Genomic DNA, 21496 nt, shown 5'->3' on the forward strand with positions numbered 1-21496 from the left:
GTGAGGGCACAGATCTGGCGCAATCTGTGCTCTCACGTGCCATCTCGCGACCAGCGCGATGCGATGACACTCGCGAGAGCGTCGCGACACCACTGCGGGCGATCACGCAGGTCCCGATAGCCGAATCGCACGGTGATCCACCCCGACGCTGCGAGCTCGGCGTCGCGTTCGCGGTCACGCCGGACCGCCTCGGGGCTGTCATGGAACGCCGCGCCGTCGAACTCCACCACCACCCGGGCGCCGCGATGCACAGCGTCAGCGACACGCCTCCGACCTGCGCCGATCAGCGCCACCTGCCACTCGAGAGATCGCCAGGCCGGGCCCGTGAACACCTCGTGCCGGGCCATCACCTCGGCGGGCGACGTATCGCCAGCGATGAACCCCTCGACCACCCCCAGGAGCCGGCGACGCTCGGGAACGCGCGGCGCGGAGGCCGCCACCCGTCCGAGAGCGCGCGCCGTCACGACGCGTCGCCACAGCACCTCGTAGACGAGGCCGATACGACGGTCGGGGGCGGCGGCACGCCAGGCATCCACGACCGCCTCCTCGAGCGGGACGCATGATTGCCCCCTCACCGACGAGCTCCACGCCCCCAGGCGACGGCGCCGCAGGGCCACCCACGGCGGGATGCGGAACCGGCGCTCCAACGCGGCGACGCAGTGCACCTTCTCGGGGCACGCGAACCGTTGGTCGTACAGATGGAGAACCGACGCCCCCGTCAGGAGCACGTGGCCTCGACCCCACCGAAGCACGGCAGCGCATCGGGCGGCGTGGCTCTCCGCGATCGCCGCGCTCACATAGGTGTCGGGAAGGAGTCGCACGAGCGCACCGTGCCTGATCGCGGACTCGAGGCCGCGGCGACCGATCGCAGCGCGCAGCTCGGCACCGCCCAAGGCACGCGCGAAGGGGGCGTTCATCCGAGCGAGGAGCGCGCGCAGACGTGCGTCCCGCTCCACAGAGGTGGTCATCCGCGAATCGTCACGCGCGGCGCGGCAACGAAGCGGGGCGGTTGGCCGAGCGGTGGAAGTCGAGCGACGCGAGATGGCACGTGGATACACGGATTCGCCGAGATCTGTGCACTCGCGTGCCATCTCGCGGAGGAGTCAGAGGGGTCCAGGCAGGCCTCCCGTGCAGGCCGCCGCCCGAGTGTCGTCCTGCCGCCCGAGTGTCGTCCGGCCGCGCGCTCCGAGACCGGCTGCGGCGGAACCGCGCGTCGTCCATGCGGACCCTAGGCGATGTGCGCCGCAACGCTAGTCTGTGCGCATGGCGAGGGGGGCTCGACTGAAGATCTCTGCGGCTGTTGCCGCGGGCGCTGCGATGCTCGGTATCGGCGCGTCCTGGGCGTTCGGAAACCTCATGGAGGCGTTCGACAACAGCCCGCTTCCCGGCGCCTGGCGGGACACCCATGTACTCGCGCTCGACACCGACGGGACGCTCCTTGTCGCCTTCTACGAGGGCGCGCCCGACGATGACGGCTATCACGAAGGCGAGGTTCCGGGAGTCGCGCTGCTCAGCACCGACGGCGAGGTCACGGAGGTGCTCGCCCCGCAGGACGATCCCGCGGGGTGCGAGGTCTCACCTTCAGGTGCCCTGGACGGCGAGAGGGTCGCGGTGGCGTTCTCCTCGTGGGGCAGGGGCGTCCACCAGTGCCGCACGTACGGCCTGTGGACGGGCACCGACGCCGGCCTGACCAAGGTCGGCGAGATCGTTGGCGACGCGGGCGCGCTGGACGTGACCTGGGGCTCGCTCTGGTTCGTCGACGGCGGGCTCACCGCCGTGGGCCGCGTTCCCCACACGTCGGGCCTCGACGACACATTCCTGGGGATCATCGACCCGACGACCGGAGTGTTCACCACGTGGCGGACCGGCGTGTACCTGGGCTTCTTCCCCGATGCCTGCGGAGAATACGGCGCCGACTTCTCGGTAGGCGTGCACGGGCTCGACGCAGACCACTTGCTGCAACCGCTGTCGTTCACGGTCGGCGGAGGATCGCGCACCCGGAGCGAGGTGCTCCCGACGCCCGCAGGCCACCACTCCCTCGTTCCCGTGACCTCGTGCGGCGACGACGTGGCGGGGCAACCGACAGGCGGTTCGCGCACGGTGGTGTGGCAGAACGACGGACAGACCCAGGCTGTCTCGATTCCCGACGTCGCCGGCGACGTGTATCTGGGGCCGGGCATCGTCGCCGCTCGCACGGTTCAGCCCCCGGACACGATGGGGAGCCTGCTGATCTGGGACAGGGCCACGCGAGAGCAGCTGGTGTCGGTGCCATCGTGCAGCCGGATGCTCTTCATCGGGGACTGGCTGGTGGTGGGCACGCTCCAGGATGGACGATGCGTGCCGTCGGCCACGACCCTGGACGCGCTGGTCTCAGAGCAGACCGACTGACCGAGCGGGGTTCTAGGCTGGCGGCATGACTCACGATCCGTATGTGGCCGACGCCGCCCGCTACGACACCATGACCTACCGCCGCTGCGGACGCTCAGGGCTGCGCCTGCCCGGTGTCAGCCTGGGGCTCTGGCAGAACTTCGGCGACACCAAGCCGCAGGAGACGATGCGGGACATCGTCCTCGCCGCGTTCGACGCAGGCGTCACCCACTTCGACCTGGCGAACAACTACGGCCCGCCACCGGGCAGCGCCGAGACGAACTTCGGCCGCATCGTCGCCGAGGACCTCAAGCCTTACCGCGACGAGATCCTCGTGAGCACCAAGGCCGGCTACACGATGTGGCCCGGCCCGTACGGCGACTTCGGCTCGCGGAAGTACTTGCTCGCCAGCCTGGACCAGTCGCTGGCGCGCATGGGTCTCGACTACGTGGACGTCTTCTACCACCACCGCCCCGACCCGGACACACCCATCGAGGAGTCGATGATGGCGCTCGACCAGGCCGTGCGGTCCGGCAAGGCGCTGTACGCGGGCATCTCGAACTACGACGCGCAAGGCACCCGCGAGGCCGCCCGCATCCTGCGGGAGCTCGGGACGCCGCTGCTGATCCACCAGCCTCGCTACAACATGTTCGACCGCCGGGTGGAGCAGGGTGGCCTGCTCGACGCGCTCGGCGAGGTGGGCGCAGGCGCGATCGTCTTCTCGCCTCTGGCGCAGGGCCTGCTGACGGACCGCTACCTGGGCGGCATCCCCGCTGGCTCGCGGGTCACGCACTCCGCGTTCCTGTCCGAGAAGAACATCACCGACCTGTACCTGGAGCGCGCGCAGGCGCTGAACGAGATCGCGGTGGGCCGCGGCCAGACGCTCGCCCAGATGGCCGTCACCTGGGTGCTTCGCGACCCCCGCGTCACCTCCGCGCTGGTGGGGGCGTCGTCCGTGGAGCAGCTGCACGCCACTCTCGCCGCATTGGACGCCGCTCCGCTCACCGCTGACGAGCTCGCCGCGATCGAGCCGCATGCCGTGCACGGGACGGAGTGGCTCTAGGGACGACGCGCGACCGCGGACCGGGTCACAGCGCGTACGTCCCCCGCTGCGCGTCGACTGGCCGCACCAGCCCGTCGTCGACGAGCGAGTCGAGGCAGGAGTCGAGCTGACCGGGCTCGATGTCCTCGAGCGAGGCGTGCCCGCCGACGGTGACGGGAGCGTGGGCGGCGCGCAGCAGCGCCATGATGCGACCTCGCACCTGGCGATCCGTGCCGTGCCACGGCTGCACACGCCGGGGCGCAGCGTCGAGACCTTGTGCGCCGGCTGCGAGCCAGGCACAGTCCGCTGCGATCGGGCATTCGTCGCATCGTGGCGCCCTCGCGGTGCAGACGAGCGCGCCCAGCTCCATGGACCCGGCTGCCCATCGCACCGCCGCCGTGGCGTCGTGAGGGACGAGCGCTGCGGCGCGTTCGCGCTCGCCGACGGTCTGGTGCAGCGGCGGCAGCGCGCGCGCCTCCCAGGCGCGCCCGATCACACGGCGCACGTTCGTGTCGAGCACGACGGAGCGCTGGCCGTAGGCGAAGGCCGCCACCGCGGCTGCCGTGTAGGCGCCGATCCCCGGCAGCGCGAGCAGGCGCTCCTCGTCGGACGGCACCTCTCCCCCGTGATGCTCGACGAGCGCCCGCGCGCACTCCCAGAGGCGCTTGGCCCTGCGCGGGTAGCCGAGCCGACCCCACGCACGCACAGCATCGGCCTGATCGGCGCCGGCGAGGTCGGCGGGGCTGGGCCATCGCCGCATCCACTCGTGCCACACGGGTTCGACGCGCACGACGGGGGTCTGCTGCAGCATGACCTCGCTGACGAGGACGCCCCACGGCGAGCAGTCCGCCCGCCGCCACGGCAGGTCCCTTGCCTCACGCGCGAACCACGTGGTGATCTGCTCCACGATGCGACGGTCACGATGCGCTTGCGGGGTGGTCGGCATGGCTCCATTGTTCCAGCGCGGTGCGTGGCTACGGTGAGGTGAAGGCGGAAGGAGGAGCCATGGAGGGTCTGCGGCGTCCCGTGGGGCGTCAGTCCGCGAATGTGTACTGGCGTCGCCGTCTGGTGGTGGTCCTGGGCGTGATCCTGCTCGTGGTGGTCGCCTGGTTCCTCATCTTCTCTCCGAGCGGGGATGGCACCGACCTGCCTGTCGCCGAGTCGAGCCAGTCGCCGGAGGCCACTACCTCGGCCGCGGCGGATGCGAGCCGCGCGTGCGGCGTGGACGACGTGACGATCACAGTCACACCGAACCCTCAGTCGGTGGCGGTGGGCTCCTTGCCAGTCTTCGACGTCTCGGTGGCGCACGCGAGCAGCTCGCCGTGCCTCCTGTCGATCGGCGGTGAGGACAGCACCCTGTTGATCACGTCGGGTGACACTCAGATCTATACGACGGCCGACTGCCCCGACCAGTCGCCGATCACAGCCCGGGACCTGCTGCTCGCGAACGACGCGACGGAGACATTTCAGGTGACATGGAATGGCAACTGGTCGGCGCCTGAGTGCGGCACGGCGACCCATTCGACGGATCCCGGGTACTACTGGGCGACGTTGACGCTGCAGGGGATCCAGGCCGACGCGGCGCAGTTCCAGCTCACCGCCTAGAAAGGCGCCGGTGCGGCCGTCCGGTCCTCCGCCGGCAGCGCCGCATGCACCGCCTCCGCAAGCGTGCTGACCGGATGCAGGCGGACTCCGGCAGGCGCGGAGACGTGCGTTGCCGACGCCGGCACCACGATGTCCTTGAAGCCCAGCCGCCCGGCCTCCGCGATTCGCTGCGACAACGCGCTGACTGGGCGCACCGCGCCCGACAGTGCAACCTCGCCGACGGCGGCCATATGCTGCCGCACCGGCCTGTCGAGCCGAGCCGACGCGAGCGCCAATGCGAGCGCCACATCCGCCGCTGGCTCCGTCACCCTGGCGCCGCCGATGGTCGAGACGTAGACGTCGTCCGCGGCGACCGCGAGCCCCGCCCTGCGGTGCAGCACGGCGAGGATCATCGACACCCGGGCACCGTCGATGCCTGAGGTGGCGCGGCGCGGATTGCTGAGCGCGGACGGCGCGACGAGCGCCTGGATCTCAGCCGGAAGCGGTCGCTTCCCGTCGAGCGTGATCGTGGCGCACGTGCCCGGGACGTGGGCTCCATCGTGCGAGAGGAAAAGGCCGGAGGGGTCGGTGACCGATTCGATACCGTCGTCGACCAGCTGGAAGCAGCCGACCTCGTCGACAGATCCGAAGCGGTTCTTGATGGCGCGCAGAAGCCGCAGCGCGGAATGCTGCTCGCCTTCGAACTGGCAGACGACGTCCACCAGGTGCTCGACGAGCCGGGGCCCGGCGACGGAGCCGTCCTTGGTGACGTGGCCGACGAGCACGGTGGGGATCCCGCGGGTCTTGGCGGCCTGGATGAGCGACTGCGCGACCTCGCGCACCTGGCCGACTCCGCCGGCGGTGCCGTCGATCTCAGCGGAGGCGAGGGTCTGGATCGAGTCGACCATCAGGAGCTGGGGCTGCGCCGAGTCGATGTGCGACAGCACGGCGCCAAGGTCGGTCTCGGCGGCCAGCAGCACGCCGCGCTCGAGCGCGCCGATCCGCTCGGCACGCAGCCTGACCTGCCCGGCGGACTCCTCGCCCGAGACGTAGAGCACGCGGTCTCCTGAGCGGGCGGCGCGCGCGGCGACGTCGAGGAGCAGGGTGGACTTGCCGACGCCGGGCTCCCCGGCGAGCAGGATCACGGCGCCCGGGACGAGTCCGCCGCCGAGCACGCGATCGAACTCCCCGACTCCGGTGGCGCGCCGCTGCGACGACTCGGCCGACACGTCGGGGATGGGAGTGGCCGGACGCGTGGGAGCGGTGGCCTTGGTGGCGGGTCCGGCGGCGGACGCTCCGGCCTCGACGACCGTGCCCCAAGCCTGGCACTCGCCGCAGCGCCCGACCCATTTCACGGCGGACCACCCGCACTCGGTGCAGCGGTAGCCAGGAGCGGTTCGACGGGTGGTGGCCATGGTGCACACGGTAGCCGTGGCGTGTGACAACCGGTCGTCCGCCCCTCCGCGAGGATCGTACGCCGCGCGTTCCAGGCCGCGGTCGGGGCGATGCCCCTAGGCTGGGGCCATGCCGGACACCAGGTGGGGTGCCTCGTCGTCGATGCCTGAGGAGGCGTCGGCAGGTGGCGCGCGCGGCGAGACCGCGCCGAGCAGGCCGTCCGTGCCCGCGCCGGCGCGCGGGTCGGTTCCCGTGCCGATCGAGGGGGACGAGGGCGAGATCGTCGAGGCGGTGACGCCGCCCGACAGCGACGAGATCATGCCGACCACCGACGGCGTGCCGGTCGTCCCGCCTCAGGAGCGTCGGCTCTCCCCTTACGACGGCCCTGGCACGGCGGACGCCGTGGATGACGTGCGGCTGCTCGGAGCGACCGCCATCGCGAACGCGTCGTTGTCGGCCTCCGGCGCGCCGACGCCGATGGGCGGGGTGCCTGCGGCTCCCGCGGCGCTCGCGCACGGGTCCAGCGGGTCCGTGCCTTCCCGTGCCTCGCGCTTCTCGGAGGAGGCGGCCGCTCCTTTCACGCCGCGGTTCGAGCCCCGAACGGTGTTCGCCCCCGTCGGTGCGGCCCCCGTCGGCGCGGAGGACGACGCCGCGCTCCCGATGTCGGCGGCGATCGCGGAGATGCTGGATGAGGAGGGCCGTGACATGGACGAGGACGCACGCGAGCTGGACGGTCCGGAGGACGGCGCTGCTGTCACCACCGAGACCGACGTGCTCCCCGTCGCAGAGGCCGATGACGACGGCTCGGGGCTGGCACCGGACGACGGCGCTCCGGCGCAGGATCGGCCCCGCGCATCGAAGGCGTGGGCCATCGTCCTGGTGCTGATCGGTGCGGCCGTGTGGACGGGCGTCGGGTTCGCGGTGGCGGCGATGTTGTCGCCCGGGACCGTCGTCGTGCCTCCGGAGACCCATGTGACAGGCCCGGCGGGCTCCATCGTGGAGCCGACGACGTTGACGGATCCGAGCGACTTCCTCGCCGCCATGCCGCTCACGGTCGGCGCGATGGCGCTCACGGGCGTCACCACGGTGGATCCGCTGGATCCGTCGGTTCCGGAGCGCGCGGCCGAGGTGTACGACCTGCAGTACACCGACGGCACGGATGTGGTGACGCTCCGCGCGATCCAGCACTACACCGAGGACGAGGCGCTGGCGGCCTACACGGCGCTTGCGGCGGGCGCATCCGATGTGGAGCCGGTGACGGACTCCATGGGCGCCGAGGTCGGAGAGCGCGCCGTCCTGTCGGGGACCGACGCCACGACGATCGTGTGGCGGCATGGCACAGCGGTGTTCGTCGCCTCCGGGGTCGACGAGAAGGTGCAGGCGTTCTTCACGCGGTTCGGGCTGTGACCCCTGCGCCGCGCGGCCCTCGCGGCGCAGGCTCCGACACGAGGGCGGAGATCCTGGCAGCGGCGGCGAACGTCTTCATCCGCGACGGCTACTCCGCCTCGATGCGTGCGGTCGCGCGTGCGGCGCACGTGGATCCCGCGCTGGTGCGCCACTGGTTCGGCTCCAAGGTCGAGCTGTTCGTGTCCTCGCTCCGACCGGCGGAACGTGACGATCCCCGGCTCGCGGCGCTGATGGCGACCCCGGTGGAGGGGCTCGGGGCTGCCATCACGGACCAGTTCCTGCGGCTGTGGGACGACCCGGTGGATGGCGTGCGACTGCGCACGGTGCTGCGCACAGCGATCGCGTTCGACGAGGTGGCGACGGCGATGCGCGGCGTGATGTTCGACGACGTGCTGATGCAGGTGCTGCTGGCCCACGACTACGAGGAGGAGGACGCGCGGCTGCGGGCGTCGCTGATCGCGTCGCAGATGCTTGGGCTCGCCGTCGCGCGCCACGTCCTGGGTTTCGCCACACTGGAGGAGTCGTCACGGGAGCGGCTCGTGGCGCTGTACGGTCCGACTCTCCAGCGGTATCTGACGGAGGACCTCGGACCGCTTGCGTGATCGGTCAGGAAAGGCCACAATTCCTCACATGGAGAAAAATGCGATCGAGATCCACGGCCTCAGGGTCGTGCGCGGACACAAAGAGGTGCTCCACGACCTGTCGCTGACAGTGCCTCGCGGCGCCGTCGTCGGACTGCTCGGCCCGTCGGGCGGCGGCAAGTCCACGCTCATGCGCTCGATCGTGGGCGCCCAGATCGTCGCCGGCGGCGAGATCAAGATCTTCGGCCTCGACGCAGGCACCCCGCCTCTGCGCAGCCGGGTCGGCTACGTGACCCAGGCGCCGTCCGTGTACGGCGACCTCACCGTGCGCCAGAACCTCAGCTACTTCGGCGCGCTCGTGGGAGCCGACGCCGACAACGTCACGCACACCATCTCCAGCGTGGGCCTGGACGAGCAGGCCGACCAGGTGGTGAGCACCCTCTCGGGCGGCCAGCTCTCCCGCGTCTCGCTCGCCGCCGCGATCCTCGGCAGGCCCGAGCTGCTCGTGCTCGACGAACCGACGGTCGGCCTGGACCCCGCCTTGCGGGACGACCTGTGGAAGCTCTTCCGTCGGTTCGCCGAAGGCGGCACCACGCTGCTGGTGTCCAGCCACGTCATGGATGAGGCCACCCGCTGCGACCGCCTGCTGTTCCTCCGCGAGGGCCGCATCCTCGCCGACGGCACCCTCGACGAGATCACGGCCGAAACGGGCACCGCCGACGCCGAGTCAGCCTTCCTGGTCCTCGCACGTCGGAAGGAGGCGGCATGAACGCCCGGCTGACCGTCGCCACCGCCAAGCGCGTGCTGCTCCAGCTGCGCGCGGACAAGCGCACCATCGCGATGATGCTGGTGCTGCCGCTGGTGCTGCTCACCCTGTTGTGGTGGCTGTTCGGCGACACGATCGACCCCACGACGCAGGCACCCATGTTCGACCCGCTGGGCGCCCGGCTCATGGGCCTGTTCCCCATGCTGCTGATGTTCATCATCACCTCCGTCGCCACGCTCAGGGAGCGCACCTCCGGCACGATGGAGCGCCTCATGGCGTCGCCGATGCGCAGGGGCGACGTGGTGCTGGGCTACGCCTTGGCGTTCGGCCTGGTCGCCGTGGTGCAGGGCACGCTGCTGGTGCTGTACTCGGTCTACGTGCTGAGCCTGGACGTGGCCGGGCCCGTGTGGGCGCTCGTGCTCATCATCGTGCTCGACGCACTGCTGGGCACCGCGCTCGGCCTGGCCGCATCGTCCCTGGCACGTACCGAGTTCCAAGCCGTCCAGATGATGCCTGTGGTGCTGCTGCCTCAGCTGCTGATCGCCGGCCTGTTCATGGCCCGTGAGGACATGCCGACCGTCCTGTACTGGATCTCGACGGTGCTGCCGCTGAGCTACGCCATCGACGCGATCAACGACATCCTCGCGAACGATGCCTCCGCGATCTGGCCCGAGGTGCTGATCCTGCTGGGCTTCATCGCAGGCTCGCTGATCCTGGGCGTCACGACGCTGCGCCGCCGCACCGCCTGACGTCGTCACCCACGCACCGCCCGACGCCCGTCCCACCACCCGGCGGGGCGGGCGTCGTCGTACCCGCCCGCTAGCCTGGACCGCATGAGCGAGACGACATTCCCCCGCGTGGCCGTCCTGGGCGGCGGAGGCACTATCGGCACCACCGTCATCGGTGCGATGCGAGGAGCGGGGTGGCCCGCCGAGCAGATCGTGGCCGCCGGTCGCAGCGAGGAACGGCTGGCACCCGTGGCAGCGCAGTTCGGCGTGGAGACCACCACGTCGGCGGCCGACGCGGTGGTCGGGGCGGACGTGGTGGTCACCTCGGTCAAGCCGCAGGACATGCGGGCGCTGCTCGCCCAGATCGCCGACGCGGTCTCCCCCGCTGCGCTGGTGCTGACGGTCGCAGCGGCGCTGCCATCGTCGTTCTACGAGGACCTGCTGACCGACGGCACGGCCGTGGTGCGCTCGATGCCGAACACGCCTGCACGGCTGGGCAAGGGCGCCACGTCCATCTCCGCGGGCGCGTACGCCACCGAGGAGCACCTGGCGCTCGCCGAGCGGATCCTTGCCGGCACCGGCCTCGTGGTTCGCGTCGACGAGGAGCAGATCCCGGGCGTGTCCGTCGTGTCCGGGTCAGGGCCTGCGTTCTTCTATGCCGTCGCCGAGGCGATGGCGGCAGCGGGGATGGCGAACGGCCTGGACCGTGAGCTGGCGGAGGCGCTCGCCGCTCAGACCCTGATCGGCGCAGGCGCGCTGCTCGAGCAATCCGGGGAGTCCCCTGCCGAGCTGCGCGCCAAGGTCAGCTCCAAGGGCGGCACCACGCTCGCGGCCCTCGCGGCGATGGGCGCGGCAGGCCTGCAGGACGTGATCTCGGCCGGAGCGAACGCCGCCGTCGCACGCTCCAAGGAGCTGGGCGAGGAGCTGCAGAGGGGCTGAGTCACATCATCGCGCGGAGATGCTCGGCGATGCGTTCTGCGAACTCGGGGCAGTTCGCATCCCGGAGGGCCTGAGGGAGGTCGACCTCTCCGCTCTTCTTGACGAAGTAGGCGGCCTGCTCCGAAGTCACACGCCGCACAGCCGCCGGAGCCGAGTCATCGACGAGCACGAAGAACTGGTCCGGGTGAATCGGCTCATAGGGCAGCGCCCTCTTCTCCCGTTCGCAGAGCAACTTCTTGTCGCATGCGACCAGCATGTCGAACCCACCGTCGCAGACCGCAGCGCGCACATGTCCATCACCCGGGTCGTCTTCGAGCATCCAGTCCTGGACGTCGTACTCGGAGACAACTTCATCGAGGTGAGCAACGATGCGCTCACGTATCGCTGCGATCCGCGCGCCAGGTGCGGCTGGATGCTGATCGCGGTAACGGGCGATGGTCTCAGCGATGACATCCTCGCTTGAGCCGATGGTGAACATCACGCCGCCCGACTCAATCTTGAGCAGGAACAGCCAGTCTCTCAGAATGCGCGAGAAGAGGACATTCGCGTCGACGAATACCCGCACCCCCACGCGTGAACCCTAGCGGAGCCCCATCTACGAGCCAAGACCCTCTTCGAGCTCACGAAGTTCATCGAAGGCCCGCCTCTGACGCTCAAGACGTGCGCGGCGAAAGACTCGGACATCCTCGGTCTTGATGCGGGTATGCGTCCCCACCTTGTGCGCGTCAAGCTCACCGTTCTCGATCAACTTCATCAGCGTCGGGCGAGAGATCCCCAGCTGGTCAGCCGCAACCGAGGTCGAGAGCTCGTCAGGCATGCTGCCGATAGTGAGCTGCTCGCCACGAGAAGCCGCATGAAGCACCATGTGCACCAGATCCACCAGCTCGCGAGGAACGCTGATCTCCACCAGACCTTCGGCCGCTGCCTCGGTCGGAAAATTCTTCAGAGCAAGCGCGGCTGCCTTGCTCTCGTCGTCTGTCACCGCAATCTCAGCGCGGCCATCTGCCGCGCGCAGTGTCATCGTCATCACTGTCACCTTCTCTATTGCAGATGCAAGCGTAACCACGTTTCACATGTAAGTGCAACTCTGTGGATCCCTGAACTGCGAGCGATCACCACGGCGACGGGCGGGACTCGTCTCGCGTCGCATCGTCGGGGAGGTGCGGGAGCGCGCCGCCGTCGGCGCGGATGCACAGCCACCGCAGCTCGGTGGGACTGTCGGGCAGGCAGCGCCACGTGCGCCACACGCCCTGACCCACCCTGATGCAGGAACCCGCACGGACGTCGACCACGTCGTCATCCAGACCCATCTGCCCCTCCCCCGCCAGGAACACGTACAGCTCCTCGTCGGACGCGTGGGTGTGCCAGTAGCCGGCCTGCTCGCCCGGGACCAGGGCGTTCGCGGTCATGCCGATGAACTGCATAGGCAGCTCGTGGTCCACGACGCGCCTGCCCTCGCGCGAACGGTCCGGCACGAAGCCGCCGTAGTGGGCCCGCCAGTCGTCGAGGGCACCGAGCTCAGTCACCTGGTAGTCGCTCATGCCAGCAGTCTCGCACGCCGTCGGGCCGTCCTGACCCGGCGCCGCGGCGTCCCCAGACGCGCCGCGCCTGCCCGCAACTGACAGTCGGGCGCAGGCGCTTGACTTGGACGCCGAATCGGACAAATCTGGACGACGGCGCGCGGCCCGGCGCGGGGCCCGTCATCATCAGCCGCTCCACGGGGGGAGAACTGTGGCCACTCATGTCGTCCTGGGCACCGGGTCCATCGGCGCGCCCTTGGCCAGGGAGCTCGCGTCACGAGGCCACCGCGTCGTCTCGATCAACCGCTCGGGCTCGCGCGCGGGCTTGCCGCCCGAGGCCGAGCAGCGGGTGGGCGACGTCCGCGACCCGGAGTTCCTGACGGCAGCGCTGAAGGACGCCGACGTGGCGTATCAGCTGACGCAGCCGCCCTACCACCGCTGGCGCGAGGAGTTCCCGCCGTTGCAGGAGGCGATCCTCGACGCGGCAGCGCGCACGGGCACCCGTCTGGTGCTGGCCGACAACCTGTACTGCTTCGGGCGGCCCGACGGCCCGATCAGCGACCGTTCCCCTGAGGTGCCCGCCAGCACGAAGGGCTCGCTGCGCAAGGAGATGGCGGCCGAGGCGCTCGCCGCGCATCGCTCGGGGCAGGTGGAGGTGGCCCTCACCCGACCCTCCCACTATCTGGGTTCCGACTACGCGCTCACCCGGGAGCTGCTCGTCGAGCCGGCGTTCGAAGGCCGACGGATGGCCGTCATCGGCCGCATGGACAGGCTTCACGCCTTCGCCTACGTGCCCGACGTGGCGCGCGCGATGGCGGACATCGGCACCTCCGACGACGCCTGGGGACGCGCATGGGTGCTCCCCGCGCTGACTCCCATGACCCAGGCCGAGCTCTGCACCAGGGTGTGGCGCACGGCAGGCAGGACGGGACAGCCGAAGGTGCTCTCCCTCCGCGGGCTCCCGATGCGGGTCGCCAGCCTCTTCTCGTCCCGGGTTCGGGAGAGCCTCGAGATGCTCTACGAGTTCGAGGCGCCGTACCTGGTGGACGCGCACGAGTTCGAGCAGCGCTTCGGGTGGACGGCCACGCCTCTTGCCGATGCCATCAGGGAGACGGTACGAGGAGTGCGGCCCGATCCGGTGATCGCCTCCACCCGTTGATGCACAGGACGCCCGCGCCCGCGCGCCGCCAGGCCGACGATCCGGGGGTTATCCCCCGTGCGGATCGGGGGCGCACCTCATGGCGAGCACGGCGTCCACCCGGTGGAATGGAGCCATGGATAACGAGACCCCTCAGCGGCCGTGGATCGTGCAGCGCGCCGTGCAGACCGGCAAGGACGTCGCCTACCTGCTGACCGCGTTCCCGATCGCGACGGCGTCGTTCGTCGTCGCGGTCACGCTCGCGACGACGAGCGCGAGCCTCGTCATCATCTGGGTGGGCGTGCCGCTGGGAGTCGCGACGCTGTGGACGATGCGTGGATTCGCCGCGTTCGAGCGCGTGCGTCTGCGCCTGGTGCGGCCCGAGCGGATCGAGGGCGTCTACACCGTCGCACCCGCCGGAAGCTCCGGCATGCGCCGCCTGCTGCACGTGTTCGCCGTCCCGCAGCTGTGGAAGGACCTGGTGCACGCCGTGGTCGCGCTGCCGCTGGCCACCTTCACGTGGAGCGTCACCGTCAGCTGGGTGGCGATGGCGCTCGGCGGCGTGTCCGCCTGGATCTGGGAGCCGTTCCTTCCGCCGGAGGGTGTGCACCCCACCGAGGGCTTCCTGTACTGGATCAACACCACGGTGGCGCACGTCGCGCTGGGCGTGATCGCGCTCGCCACGCTGCCGTGGGTGGCGCGAGGCCTGGCGCTCGCGCACTGGTGGCTCGGCCGGGGGCTCCTCGGCACGTCGGACGAGGCGCGGCTGCGTGCGGAGGTGGAGCGGCTCGAATCGCAGCGGGGCGCGGCCGCCTCCGCCGAGAGCACGTCGCTGCGACGGATCGAACGCGACCTGCACGACGGGCCGCAGCAGCGGCTGGTGCGGCTCCAGATGGATGCGGCTGCCGCCGAGAGGGCCCTTGACGCGGACCCGGAGCGCGCCCGCGAGCTGCTGGCGGCGGTGCGCGAGCAGAGCCAGGAGACCCTCGCGGAGATCCGCGCGCTGACCAGGGGCTTCGCTCCGCCGCTGCTCGCGGAAAGGGGCCTCGCTGCGGCAGTGAGGTCGCTCGCGGAGCGATGCCCCGTGCCGGTGACGGTCTCCGTCACGGCGGCCGCACCGCTGGGGGTCGCCACGGAGACGGCCGCGTACTTCGTGGTCTCAGAAGCGTTGGCGAACGTGGCGAAGCACGCGGGAGCGCGGGCCGCCGCCGTCGACATCTCCGACTCGCTGGGCACCCTGCGCGTGACCGTGCAGGATGACGGCCGGGGTGGGGCGAGCGTCGCGAAGGGCCACGGCCTTGCAGGCCTGGAGGACCGCCTCGCGGGCGCCGGCGGTACGCTCACCGTGACCGACGCGGACGGCGGGGGGACCGTCGTCACCGCCACGCTGCCGGTCGGATAGGGGCCGCATGCGCATCGTCCTGGCCGACGACTCGGCGCTCGTGCGCGAGGGGCTGGTGCGCCTCATCGCGGAGCTGGGCCACGAGGTGGTCGCTGCTGTCGGCTCGGCCACCGAGCTGCTGGCGGCGGTCCGGGAGCAGGGGCGGCCCGATGTGGTCGTGTCGGACATCCGCATGCCGCCGCGCGGCGCGGACGACGGCCTGGTCGCCTGCCTCGAGCTCCGGCGCGAGCTTCCCGGCCTCCCGTGCGTGCTGTTGTCGCAGCACATGGAGCGCGCCTACGCGGAGGAGCTGCTGGCTGATGGACGCGGTGGCGTGGGCTACCTGCTGAAGGACCGGGTGACGGACATCGCGGCGTTCGGGCGCGCGATCGAGTCGGTGGCTGCGGGCGGGACGGTGCTGGATCCCGAGCTCGCCGCAGCGCTGGTGAGCCGCCATCGCGATCCGCTCGAGTCCCTCACGCCCCGTGAGCGCGAGGTGCTGACGCTGATGACCGAGGGCCGATCGAACGCGGGAATCCAGGAGACGCTGGTGCTGAGCGCGGGTGCGGTGGAGAAGCACGTGACGTCGATCTTCGCGAAGCTGGGGCTGGTGGCGACGCCCGACGACCATCGGCGCGTGCTCGCGGTGCTCACCTCGCTCGGCGCGAGGCGCCCGTCCGCGTGAATACTGGGTGGTGAGGGCCAGGAGTCCCCTGGCGCGTCGTCCGCGCCGCCGCTACCCTCGATACCCACTGGGGTATACCCGGTGAGCACATCGACGTGCAGAGGAGGACGACATGAGCTCGTGGCGCATCCGCGACGCCCACGCTGAGGATCTTGAGGACATCGTTCGGCTGTGGGAGGGCTCCCGCGCCGCTGGGGCCGAGCCCGTCTACGCGCTCGCCGAGGTCCTCACCTCCGCCCAGGAGGACGACGCGGTGGTCGCCGTCGTGGGCGAGGAGGTCGTCGGCGCCGCGGTCGGTCGACGCGCCCACAACCAGGCCTGGGTCGTGTTCCACGCCGTCGACGAGGACTGGCACGGCCGCGGCATCGGAGCCGCTCTGCTGGGCGCGATCGAGAGCCGCGTGGCCGACGACGGAGTGACCGTCGTCTCCGCGCTGGTGCCCGCCGAACAGGACTACCTGGACGCGTACCGCGACGCGGGCTTCGCGGAGAAGAAGGCTGTCCGCTACCTGGAGCGTCGGCTCCCCGTGCAACGCGAGGAGCGCGGCCCGCTAGCGGAGCTGGGAGGACGCCTGCTGCCCCGCGGCCTCTGGGATGCGGTCGGCGGCATGCGGCACGAGAAGGAGCTGCTGGAGAAGCGCCTGGTGCTGCCGCTGGCGCAGCCCGAGCTGGCCGACCGGTTCGGGGTGGCTCCGCCGCGTGCGGTCGTGCTGTTCGGACCGCCGGGGACCGGCAAGACCACCTTCGCGAAGGCGGTGGCCTCACGTCTCGAGTGGTCGTTCGTGGAGGTGTTCCCCTCGCGCCTTGCCGCTGACCCGAAGGGCCTCGCGGGGGCGCTCCGGGAGACGTTCACCCGGATCGACGAGCTGGAGCACGCCGTCGTCCTCATCGACGAGGTCGAGGAGATCGCCTCGCACCGCCGCGGCGACCCGCCCTCACCGCTGCAGGGCGTCACCAACGAGCTGCTGAAGATCATCCCCGCCTTCCGCGAGCGCCCTGACCGCCTGCTCGTGTGCGCCACGAACTTCATCCGCTCGCTCGACTCCGCGTTCCTGAGGCACGGGCGCTTCGACTACGTCATCCCGATCGGCCTGCCCGACGCCGAGGCGCGCGTGGCGATCTGGGAGCGGTTCATCCCGCCCGCGGCTGGGCCTGTGGACGTCGCAGCGCTCGTCGCGGCATCCGACGGGTTCACGCCCGCGGACATCGAGTTCGCTGCGAGACGCGCCTCGCAGGCGGCGCTGGAGAAGGCGGTCGCCGCGGACGAGGGCGTGGCGGGCGGCCCGACCACGGCCGACTATCTGGACGCGATCGGCGCCACGCGCGCGACCGTCGCGCCCGAGGTGGTCGCGGAGTTCGAGGAGGACATCGAGTCCGTCGCGCGCCTTTGACCCAAGGAAGCCCCACAAGGGCGTGGAGCCGGGCGATGTCGGTGACGCGCAGGGACTTGACTTCACCGCGAATCTGACATCAAGACAAGTCCTGAGTGTCATTTATTGATATATACAGCACTTCACATTACTGCCGGTGTCAGAAGATGGAGGCACCGATGGGCAGCACCCCACAGTCGCAGGACGCCGCAGCGACACCAACCGGAACGCAACACGCCGCCACCGGACGGCCCGCAGCAACCCACGAGACCCGCCCATGGTCCACCAACCCCGACCAGCGGGGCGTCTCAGGGAACAGGCCCCACCGTGCCGATCGGATGCTCACCGAGATCACGGTCGAGATCCCGGCACACATCGCGCAGCAGCCGGTCACTCTGCCGACCAGCCTCACGGCAGAGCTCGAGCATGCGGTCGCCGCGATCGCTCGGATCGAGTCCCGCTCCGAACACCTCGGTGGCCTCGGCGAGTTGCTCGTACGATCCGAGGCTGTTGCGTCCTCCAAGATCGAGCACGTCTACTCCACCCTTGACGACATTGCACGCGCCTCCGTCGATGCGGATGCGGCGGCCGGCGCCCGGTCCACCGTCGCCGCAAGCCGCGCCCTCACAGCGCTGACCGACTCCTGCGCCCACGCTCCGCTCACGCACGACGCAATCCTGGAAGCCCACCAACGGCTCCTCGACGGCGACCTGCGTGAAGCTCAGTTCGCCGGCAAGTACCGTCCGATGCAGAACTGGATCGGCGGGTCGGACCTCGCCCCACGCGACGCCGCGAACGTCCGGCCGCTCATGGACGACCTCCTCGCCTTCCACTCGCGCACCGACATGCCCGCCGTCGCGCAGGCTGCGATCACGCATGGCCAGTTCGAGTCGATCCACCCGTTCACCGACGGCAACGGGCGCATCGGCCGCGCGCTCATCGGCGCGACATACCGGAGGCGCGGCCTCACCGTGTCGGCGACCGTCCCCGTCGCGGCCGCGATGCTCGCAGACACGGACATGTACTTCACGCATCTTGCCTCCTACCGGGCTGGAGACCCAGAACCGCTCGTGCGCTACGTCGCACAGTGCACGTCGACCGCGGCCGAGGCGGCGCTGGAGTCCGCAGACCACCTTGCTGCGATGCCTGCGGCGTGGCACGAGAAGATCACAGCGAGGCAAGGCTCGGCTTCCCGCACCCTCGTCGACGGGCTGCTGTCCAGCCCCGTGCTCGACATCGGACGCGCCGAGAAGGTTGCCAGAGCGTCGCATCGCCGCGCCTACGAGGCCTTGGACCACCTCACTGATGCGGGCGTGCTCGAGGAGATCACCGGGTCCGCACGCTCCCGCGTGTGGGTCGCATCCGACGTGATGGACGAGCTTGGTGAGCTCGAGGACCGCATCGGGCATCGCTCCATGCCCTCCACCGAGTGGCGCTGAGGGTCACGTCGAACGCCCTGTGCCGCGCAGCGCTCCCGACACGAGGGTCACAGCTCCGCGAGGAACGCGATCACCCGATCGTGCATGAGGGCTCCCTGGTACGCGTCGTACTCGCCCAGCTGCTCGAAGGCGAAGAGGTGCGCGGAACCGTCGTACTTGAACTCGTCGAGCGCGCCGTCGGGGGCGAAGCGCACGAACGCCTGCACCTCCTCCGCCTCGCACCACGGGTCGTCCACGGCGTAGTGCAGCTGGCCGGTGAGCCGCTCGCCCCACTCGGCGCCGTCGATCCACTGGGGAGACATGGCACCGTGCATCAGCACCACGCCCCGCGCATCGGGGTCGGTGAGCGCGAGGATCTGAGCCACCGCGGCCCCGAGCGAGAAGCCTGCGTACACGGGGTCGGGGCCCAGACCGCCGGCCTCGGCGATCGCCGCCCTTGCGGCCGCCACGTGCGCGCTCATGGGGACCGAGTCGGCGTGCGCCACGCCTTCGTCGAGGTTGCCGTAGATCGCGCCTTCGTACAGGTCGGGGGTGATGACGTTGTGCCCTTCGGCACGGAGGTCATCGGCCCACTTGAGGACGGTGGGCGTGAGGCCCAGGGCGGAGTGGATGAGGACGACGGTGGCCATGGCGGACTCCCTTCCGCCCCTCACGCTACGCGGACGGGGCGGCCGGTGCGGCCTCGAGCGGTGCGACCAGCATCCAGCGGATGCCGAACTGGTCCACGACGGTGGCGAAGTGCTGGCCCCACGGCATCGGCATGGGGCCGAAGGTCTCGCCTGCGGACTCGGACAGGGCGAAGAACAGGTGGTTCAGCTGCGCCAGGTCGTCGCATTCGAGATTGATGGACGTGTCGTTGCCGTGCTTGAGCACGTGACCCATGCTGGGGGTGATGTCGGTGCCCATGATCTGGTGGCCGCCCAGGATCGGGAGCGCGACGTGCATCACGCCCTCCGCCTCCTCGGGCGCGAGCGGAGGCATCCCCTCGCCTGCGGGCATCGCGGACTTGCGCATCACGGGCGCCGAGAACTCGGTGCCGAACACGGTCCTGTAGAAGGCGAACGCCTCCTCGCAGGTGCCGTCGAAGTTGAGATAGGTGCTGACGGTCGCCATGATCGGCCTCCTCCGGGACGGTGCGCCCGCGCGCACGATCTCAGGCTAGGGCCGCTTCCGGCGTCACGCGCGGCGACGCTCACCGTGTCGCTCCGCACCGGCCGGGGCGGCCAGGTCGCGCTGGCAGTACATGGCGGCAGGATCTGCGCCGCGATCGACACTCATGTCCTGCCAGGACGCACGAGGACCGCCGCATCCCGGAACGGTGCGGCGGCCCCGTGCGGCCGGGTCAGGAGGCGTCGAGCGTGCCCAGGGTGTCGCCGCCCGTGAGGGTGCCGCCGATCATGAGCGGACCGTACGCGTCTCCCCCGGAGGCGGTGCCGCCCGAGACGACCGTGTACGTCTCTCCCGACGTCAGCTCGGAGGAGGACAGCACGAGCGAGGACGACGTCTTCTCCGTGGTGAACGACATCACGAGGTTCCCGTCAGAGTCGAGCACGGACAGGGTGGTGCCCGAGGCGACCGTGTTGTTGAAGGAGATCGACAGCGTCGCCTCGCCGCTGGAGGGCGACTGGGCCATGCCGGAGGCGCCCGACGCGGCGATCGTGCCGCCGGTGATCTCGAACGTGCCGTTGTAGTCGATCGCGCCGTTGCCGTTGTTGGTGGGACCGGAGATGACGACGGTGCCGCCGGTCATCTCGATGCTGCCGTTCGAGTCGAGCCCGTCGCCGTCCGCATTGATGAGATACGTGCCGCCGCTGATGGTCACGAGGACCCCTTCCTCGGCGGCGTCCACGCCACCCATGGCGGTGGTCGTGGTGCTCGCGGTCGACGTGTCGTCGGTCGACGTCGTGTAGGTCACCGAGATGGTGCCCGACGTGGTGGTGGTGGACGTCGTCGAGGTGGTGCCGTCCGTGGTGGTGGACGTGCCCGATGCGCTGCCACCGCCGGGGCCGCCGCCGTTCGGCATCGAGCCGCCTCCAGGCGCGCCGCCCATGCCCGTCGTGTCGGACTGGCCCGAGCCGTCGGAGCCGTTGATGCCGTCGTCGCTGGACACGATCGACACCGTGCCGGCGTCGAGGTACATCATCGCCGCCTCCAGGCCCTCGTACGAGTTCGTGATGTCGATCTCGGCGTCGCCGATGCGCAGATACACGTCCGAGTGGATGCCGTCGTCGCCGGCATCGACCGTGACGTCGCCGCCGTCGATCGTCACCTGGTTCGCGGCGTGGATCCCGTCCTCGCCGGAGGTGAGGTCGATCGTCCCGCCCTCGATCCACACGACGCCCACGAAGCGGGAGGTGTCCTCGTCGTCCGCCTCGTTGTCGGACTTGAGCGCGTGGCCGGTGCCTGCGTCGACCGTGATGTCGCCGTCGAGGATGACGAGCGCGTCCTTGCCGCGGATGCCGTCGTCCACGGCCGTCACCTCGACGGTGCCGGACGCGATGACGAGCGTGTCCTTGCTGGTGATGCCGTCGTTGCGGCCGGCGTCGACGATGAGCGTTCCCTCACCGGCGAGGAACAGGTCGTCGCTGGACCACAGGGCCGCGCCTCCGGTCTCCTCGTCGGTGTCGTCGTACGTGCCGGTGTCGGCGAGCGTGTTGGTGGTGCCCGCCTCGGTGTAGACGATCGTGTTCGACGCGTTGTCCACCTGGATCGCGGGAGCGCCGGACATGGTGATCGACGCGCCGTCGAGCACCAGGTACACGTCGCCGTCCTCGACGTCGACGACCACCTGGCCGTCGGACAGCTCGCCGGACAGCACGTACGTGCCGGCCGCGGTGATGGTGATGGTGTCGCCGTCGATCGTGACACCGTCGCCGTCGGACGACGAGGCGCCGTCTGCGAGGGTGATCGTCGTCGCACCGTCGGTGCTGGGGCTGAGATCGACGTCCGAGATGTCAAGGTCGTCGTACGTCGCCTCGCCGTTGGTCGTGGACGACGAGACGGTCTCCGTGGTCGAGTCCGTCGAGGAGTCGGTGGTGGTGCTGGACGACGCGTCGGTGGTGCTCGAGGAGCACGCGCTGAGGAACAGCGCGCTGGCGGCGGCGAAGGACGCGAACGCGATCGCAGGCTTGCGGGGGATCTTCATGGGTGGGGCC

The 21496-nt window shown here is 70.5% G+C and carries 22 protein-coding genes; 13 read left to right on the forward strand and 9 right to left on the reverse strand.

Annotation, left to right across the window (positions count from 1 at the left end; translation table 11 throughout):
* Window positions 1-32 precede the first annotated feature (32 nt).
* On the reverse strand, window positions 33-968 hold the full coding sequence (locus RN607_RS13075) for an endonuclease domain-containing protein (protein WP_313543055.1): 936 nt from the start codon (window positions 966-968) through the stop codon (window positions 33-35).
* A 295-nt stretch (window positions 969-1263) separates the two neighbouring features.
* On the opposite strand from RN607_RS13075, the gene RN607_RS13080 reads away from it, so the two are divergent.
* Complete coding sequence (locus tag RN607_RS13080; protein ID WP_313543057.1) at window positions 1264-2388, forward strand: hypothetical protein; 1125 nt, start codon at window positions 1264-1266, stop codon at window positions 2386-2388.
* A gap of 25 nt (window positions 2389-2413) precedes the next feature.
* Entirely contained in the window at window positions 2414-3430 is a 1017-nt protein-coding gene (locus RN607_RS13085) for an aldo/keto reductase (RefSeq protein WP_313543059.1), read from the forward strand.
* A 25-nt stretch (window positions 3431-3455) separates the two neighbouring features.
* On the opposite strand, the gene RN607_RS13090 is transcribed toward RN607_RS13085, so the two are convergent.
* Window positions 3456-4355 (reverse strand): iron-sulfur binding domain-containing protein, encoded by a 900-nt coding sequence (locus RN607_RS13090; protein ID WP_313543061.1) that lies wholly within the window; start codon window positions 4353-4355, stop codon window positions 3456-3458.
* A 59-nt stretch (window positions 4356-4414) separates the two neighbouring features.
* On the opposite strand from RN607_RS13090, the gene RN607_RS13095 reads away from it, so the two are divergent.
* Window positions 4415-5014 (forward strand): hypothetical protein, encoded by a 600-nt coding sequence (locus RN607_RS13095; protein WP_313543063.1) that lies wholly within the window; start codon window positions 4415-4417, stop codon window positions 5012-5014.
* Here the strand turns inward: RN607_RS13095 and radA are convergent.
* Window positions 5011-6408, reverse strand: a complete 1398-nt coding sequence (gene radA, locus RN607_RS13100; protein WP_313543065.1) for a DNA repair protein RadA — start codon at window positions 6406-6408, stop codon at window positions 5011-5013. The two genes, RN607_RS13095 and radA, sit on opposite strands and share 4 nt — an antisense overlap.
* Before the next feature lie 109 nt (window positions 6409-6517).
* On the opposite strand from radA, the gene RN607_RS13105 reads away from it, so the two are divergent.
* From RN607_RS13105 to proC, 5 genes are all read left to right on the forward strand, one after another.
* Window positions 6518-7795: a hypothetical protein gene (locus tag RN607_RS13105; RefSeq protein WP_313543067.1), complete on the forward strand. Its 1278-nt coding sequence runs from the start codon at window positions 6518-6520 to the stop codon at window positions 7793-7795.
* On the forward strand, window positions 7792-8397 hold the full coding sequence (locus RN607_RS13110) for a TetR/AcrR family transcriptional regulator (protein WP_313543068.1): 606 nt from the start codon (window positions 7792-7794) through the stop codon (window positions 8395-8397). Before RN607_RS13105 ends, RN607_RS13110 begins: the two co-directional genes overlap by 4 nt.
* Window positions 8398-8425: 28 nt before the next feature.
* Entirely contained in the window at window positions 8426-9145 is a 720-nt protein-coding gene (locus RN607_RS13115) for an ABC transporter ATP-binding protein (RefSeq protein ID WP_313497889.1), read from the forward strand.
* Window positions 9142-9891 (forward strand): ABC transporter permease, encoded by a 750-nt coding sequence (locus RN607_RS13120; protein ID WP_313497891.1) that lies wholly within the window; start codon window positions 9142-9144, stop codon window positions 9889-9891. The genes RN607_RS13115 and RN607_RS13120 overlap by 4 nt, the downstream gene beginning before the upstream one ends.
* 84 nt (window positions 9892-9975) lie before the next feature.
* Window positions 9976-10809 (forward strand): pyrroline-5-carboxylate reductase, encoded by an 834-nt coding sequence (gene proC / locus RN607_RS13125; RefSeq protein WP_313543071.1) that lies wholly within the window; start codon window positions 9976-9978, stop codon window positions 10807-10809.
* Between the two features lies 1 nt (window position 10810).
* Here the strand turns inward: proC and RN607_RS13130 are convergent, their stop codons facing one another.
* From RN607_RS13130 to RN607_RS13140, 3 genes are all read right to left on the reverse strand, one after another.
* Window positions 10811-11380 carry a PIN domain-containing protein gene (locus tag RN607_RS13130; RefSeq protein ID WP_313543073.1) on the reverse strand — a complete coding sequence of 190 codons (570 nt, stop codon included), beginning with the start codon at window positions 11378-11380 and terminating at the stop codon, window positions 10811-10813.
* Between the two features lie 24 nt (window positions 11381-11404).
* The gene (locus RN607_RS13135; RefSeq protein ID WP_313543075.1) at window positions 11405-11836 is read right to left on the reverse strand and encodes an excisionase family DNA-binding protein; all 432 of its coding nucleotides are present in this window, start codon (window positions 11834-11836) and stop codon (window positions 11405-11407) included.
* An 85-nt stretch (window positions 11837-11921) separates the two neighbouring features.
* On the reverse strand, window positions 11922-12350 hold the full coding sequence (locus RN607_RS13140) for a cupin domain-containing protein (protein ID WP_313497898.1): 429 nt from the start codon (window positions 12348-12350) through the stop codon (window positions 11922-11924).
* A 190-nt stretch (window positions 12351-12540) separates the two neighbouring features.
* Here RN607_RS13140 and RN607_RS13145 point away from each other — a divergent pair, with 190 nt between their 5' ends.
* The 5 genes from RN607_RS13145 to RN607_RS13165 all read left to right on the forward strand — a co-directional run bounded on the left by RN607_RS13145 (window position 12541) and on the right by RN607_RS13165 (window position 18341).
* Window positions 12541-13488, forward strand: coding sequence for an NAD-dependent epimerase/dehydratase family protein (locus tag RN607_RS13145; RefSeq protein WP_313543077.1), 948 nt, complete (start codon window positions 12541-12543; stop codon window positions 13486-13488).
* A 115-nt stretch (window positions 13489-13603) separates the two neighbouring features.
* Entirely contained in the window at window positions 13604-14869 is a 1266-nt protein-coding gene (locus RN607_RS13150) for a sensor histidine kinase (protein WP_313543079.1), read from the forward strand.
* 7 nt (window positions 14870-14876) lie between these two features.
* Window positions 14877-15533: a response regulator transcription factor gene (locus RN607_RS13155; RefSeq protein ID WP_313543081.1), complete on the forward strand. Its 657-nt coding sequence runs from the start codon at window positions 14877-14879 to the stop codon at window positions 15531-15533.
* 112 nt (window positions 15534-15645) lie between these two features.
* Window positions 15646-16923 (forward strand): ATP-binding protein, encoded by a 1278-nt coding sequence (locus RN607_RS13160; RefSeq protein WP_313543083.1) that lies wholly within the window; start codon window positions 15646-15648, stop codon window positions 16921-16923.
* Window positions 16924-17240: 317 nt separating this feature from the next.
* Window positions 17241-18341, forward strand: coding sequence for a Fic family protein (locus RN607_RS13165; protein WP_313543085.1), 1101 nt, complete (start codon window positions 17241-17243; stop codon window positions 18339-18341).
* A 47-nt stretch (window positions 18342-18388) separates the two neighbouring features.
* Here the strand turns inward: RN607_RS13165 and RN607_RS13170 are convergent, their stop codons facing one another.
* The 3 genes from RN607_RS13170 to RN607_RS13180 form a co-directional block, all read right to left on the reverse strand.
* Window positions 18389-18970, reverse strand: coding sequence for a dienelactone hydrolase family protein (locus RN607_RS13170; protein ID WP_313543087.1), 582 nt, complete (start codon window positions 18968-18970; stop codon window positions 18389-18391).
* A 25-nt stretch (window positions 18971-18995) separates the two neighbouring features.
* Entirely contained in the window at window positions 18996-19454 is a 459-nt protein-coding gene (locus tag RN607_RS13175; RefSeq protein ID WP_313497909.1) for a VOC family protein, read from the reverse strand.
* 229 nt (window positions 19455-19683) lie between these two features.
* Window positions 19684-21486, reverse strand: a complete 1803-nt coding sequence (locus RN607_RS13180) for a carbohydrate-binding domain-containing protein (RefSeq protein WP_313543089.1) — start codon at window positions 21484-21486, stop codon at window positions 19684-19686.
* Window positions 21487-21496 lie beyond the last annotated feature (10 nt).

It is taken from the genome of Demequina capsici (genome assembly GCF_032102965.1).
GTDB lineage: Bacteria > Actinomycetota > Actinomycetes > Actinomycetales > Demequinaceae > Demequina > Demequina capsici.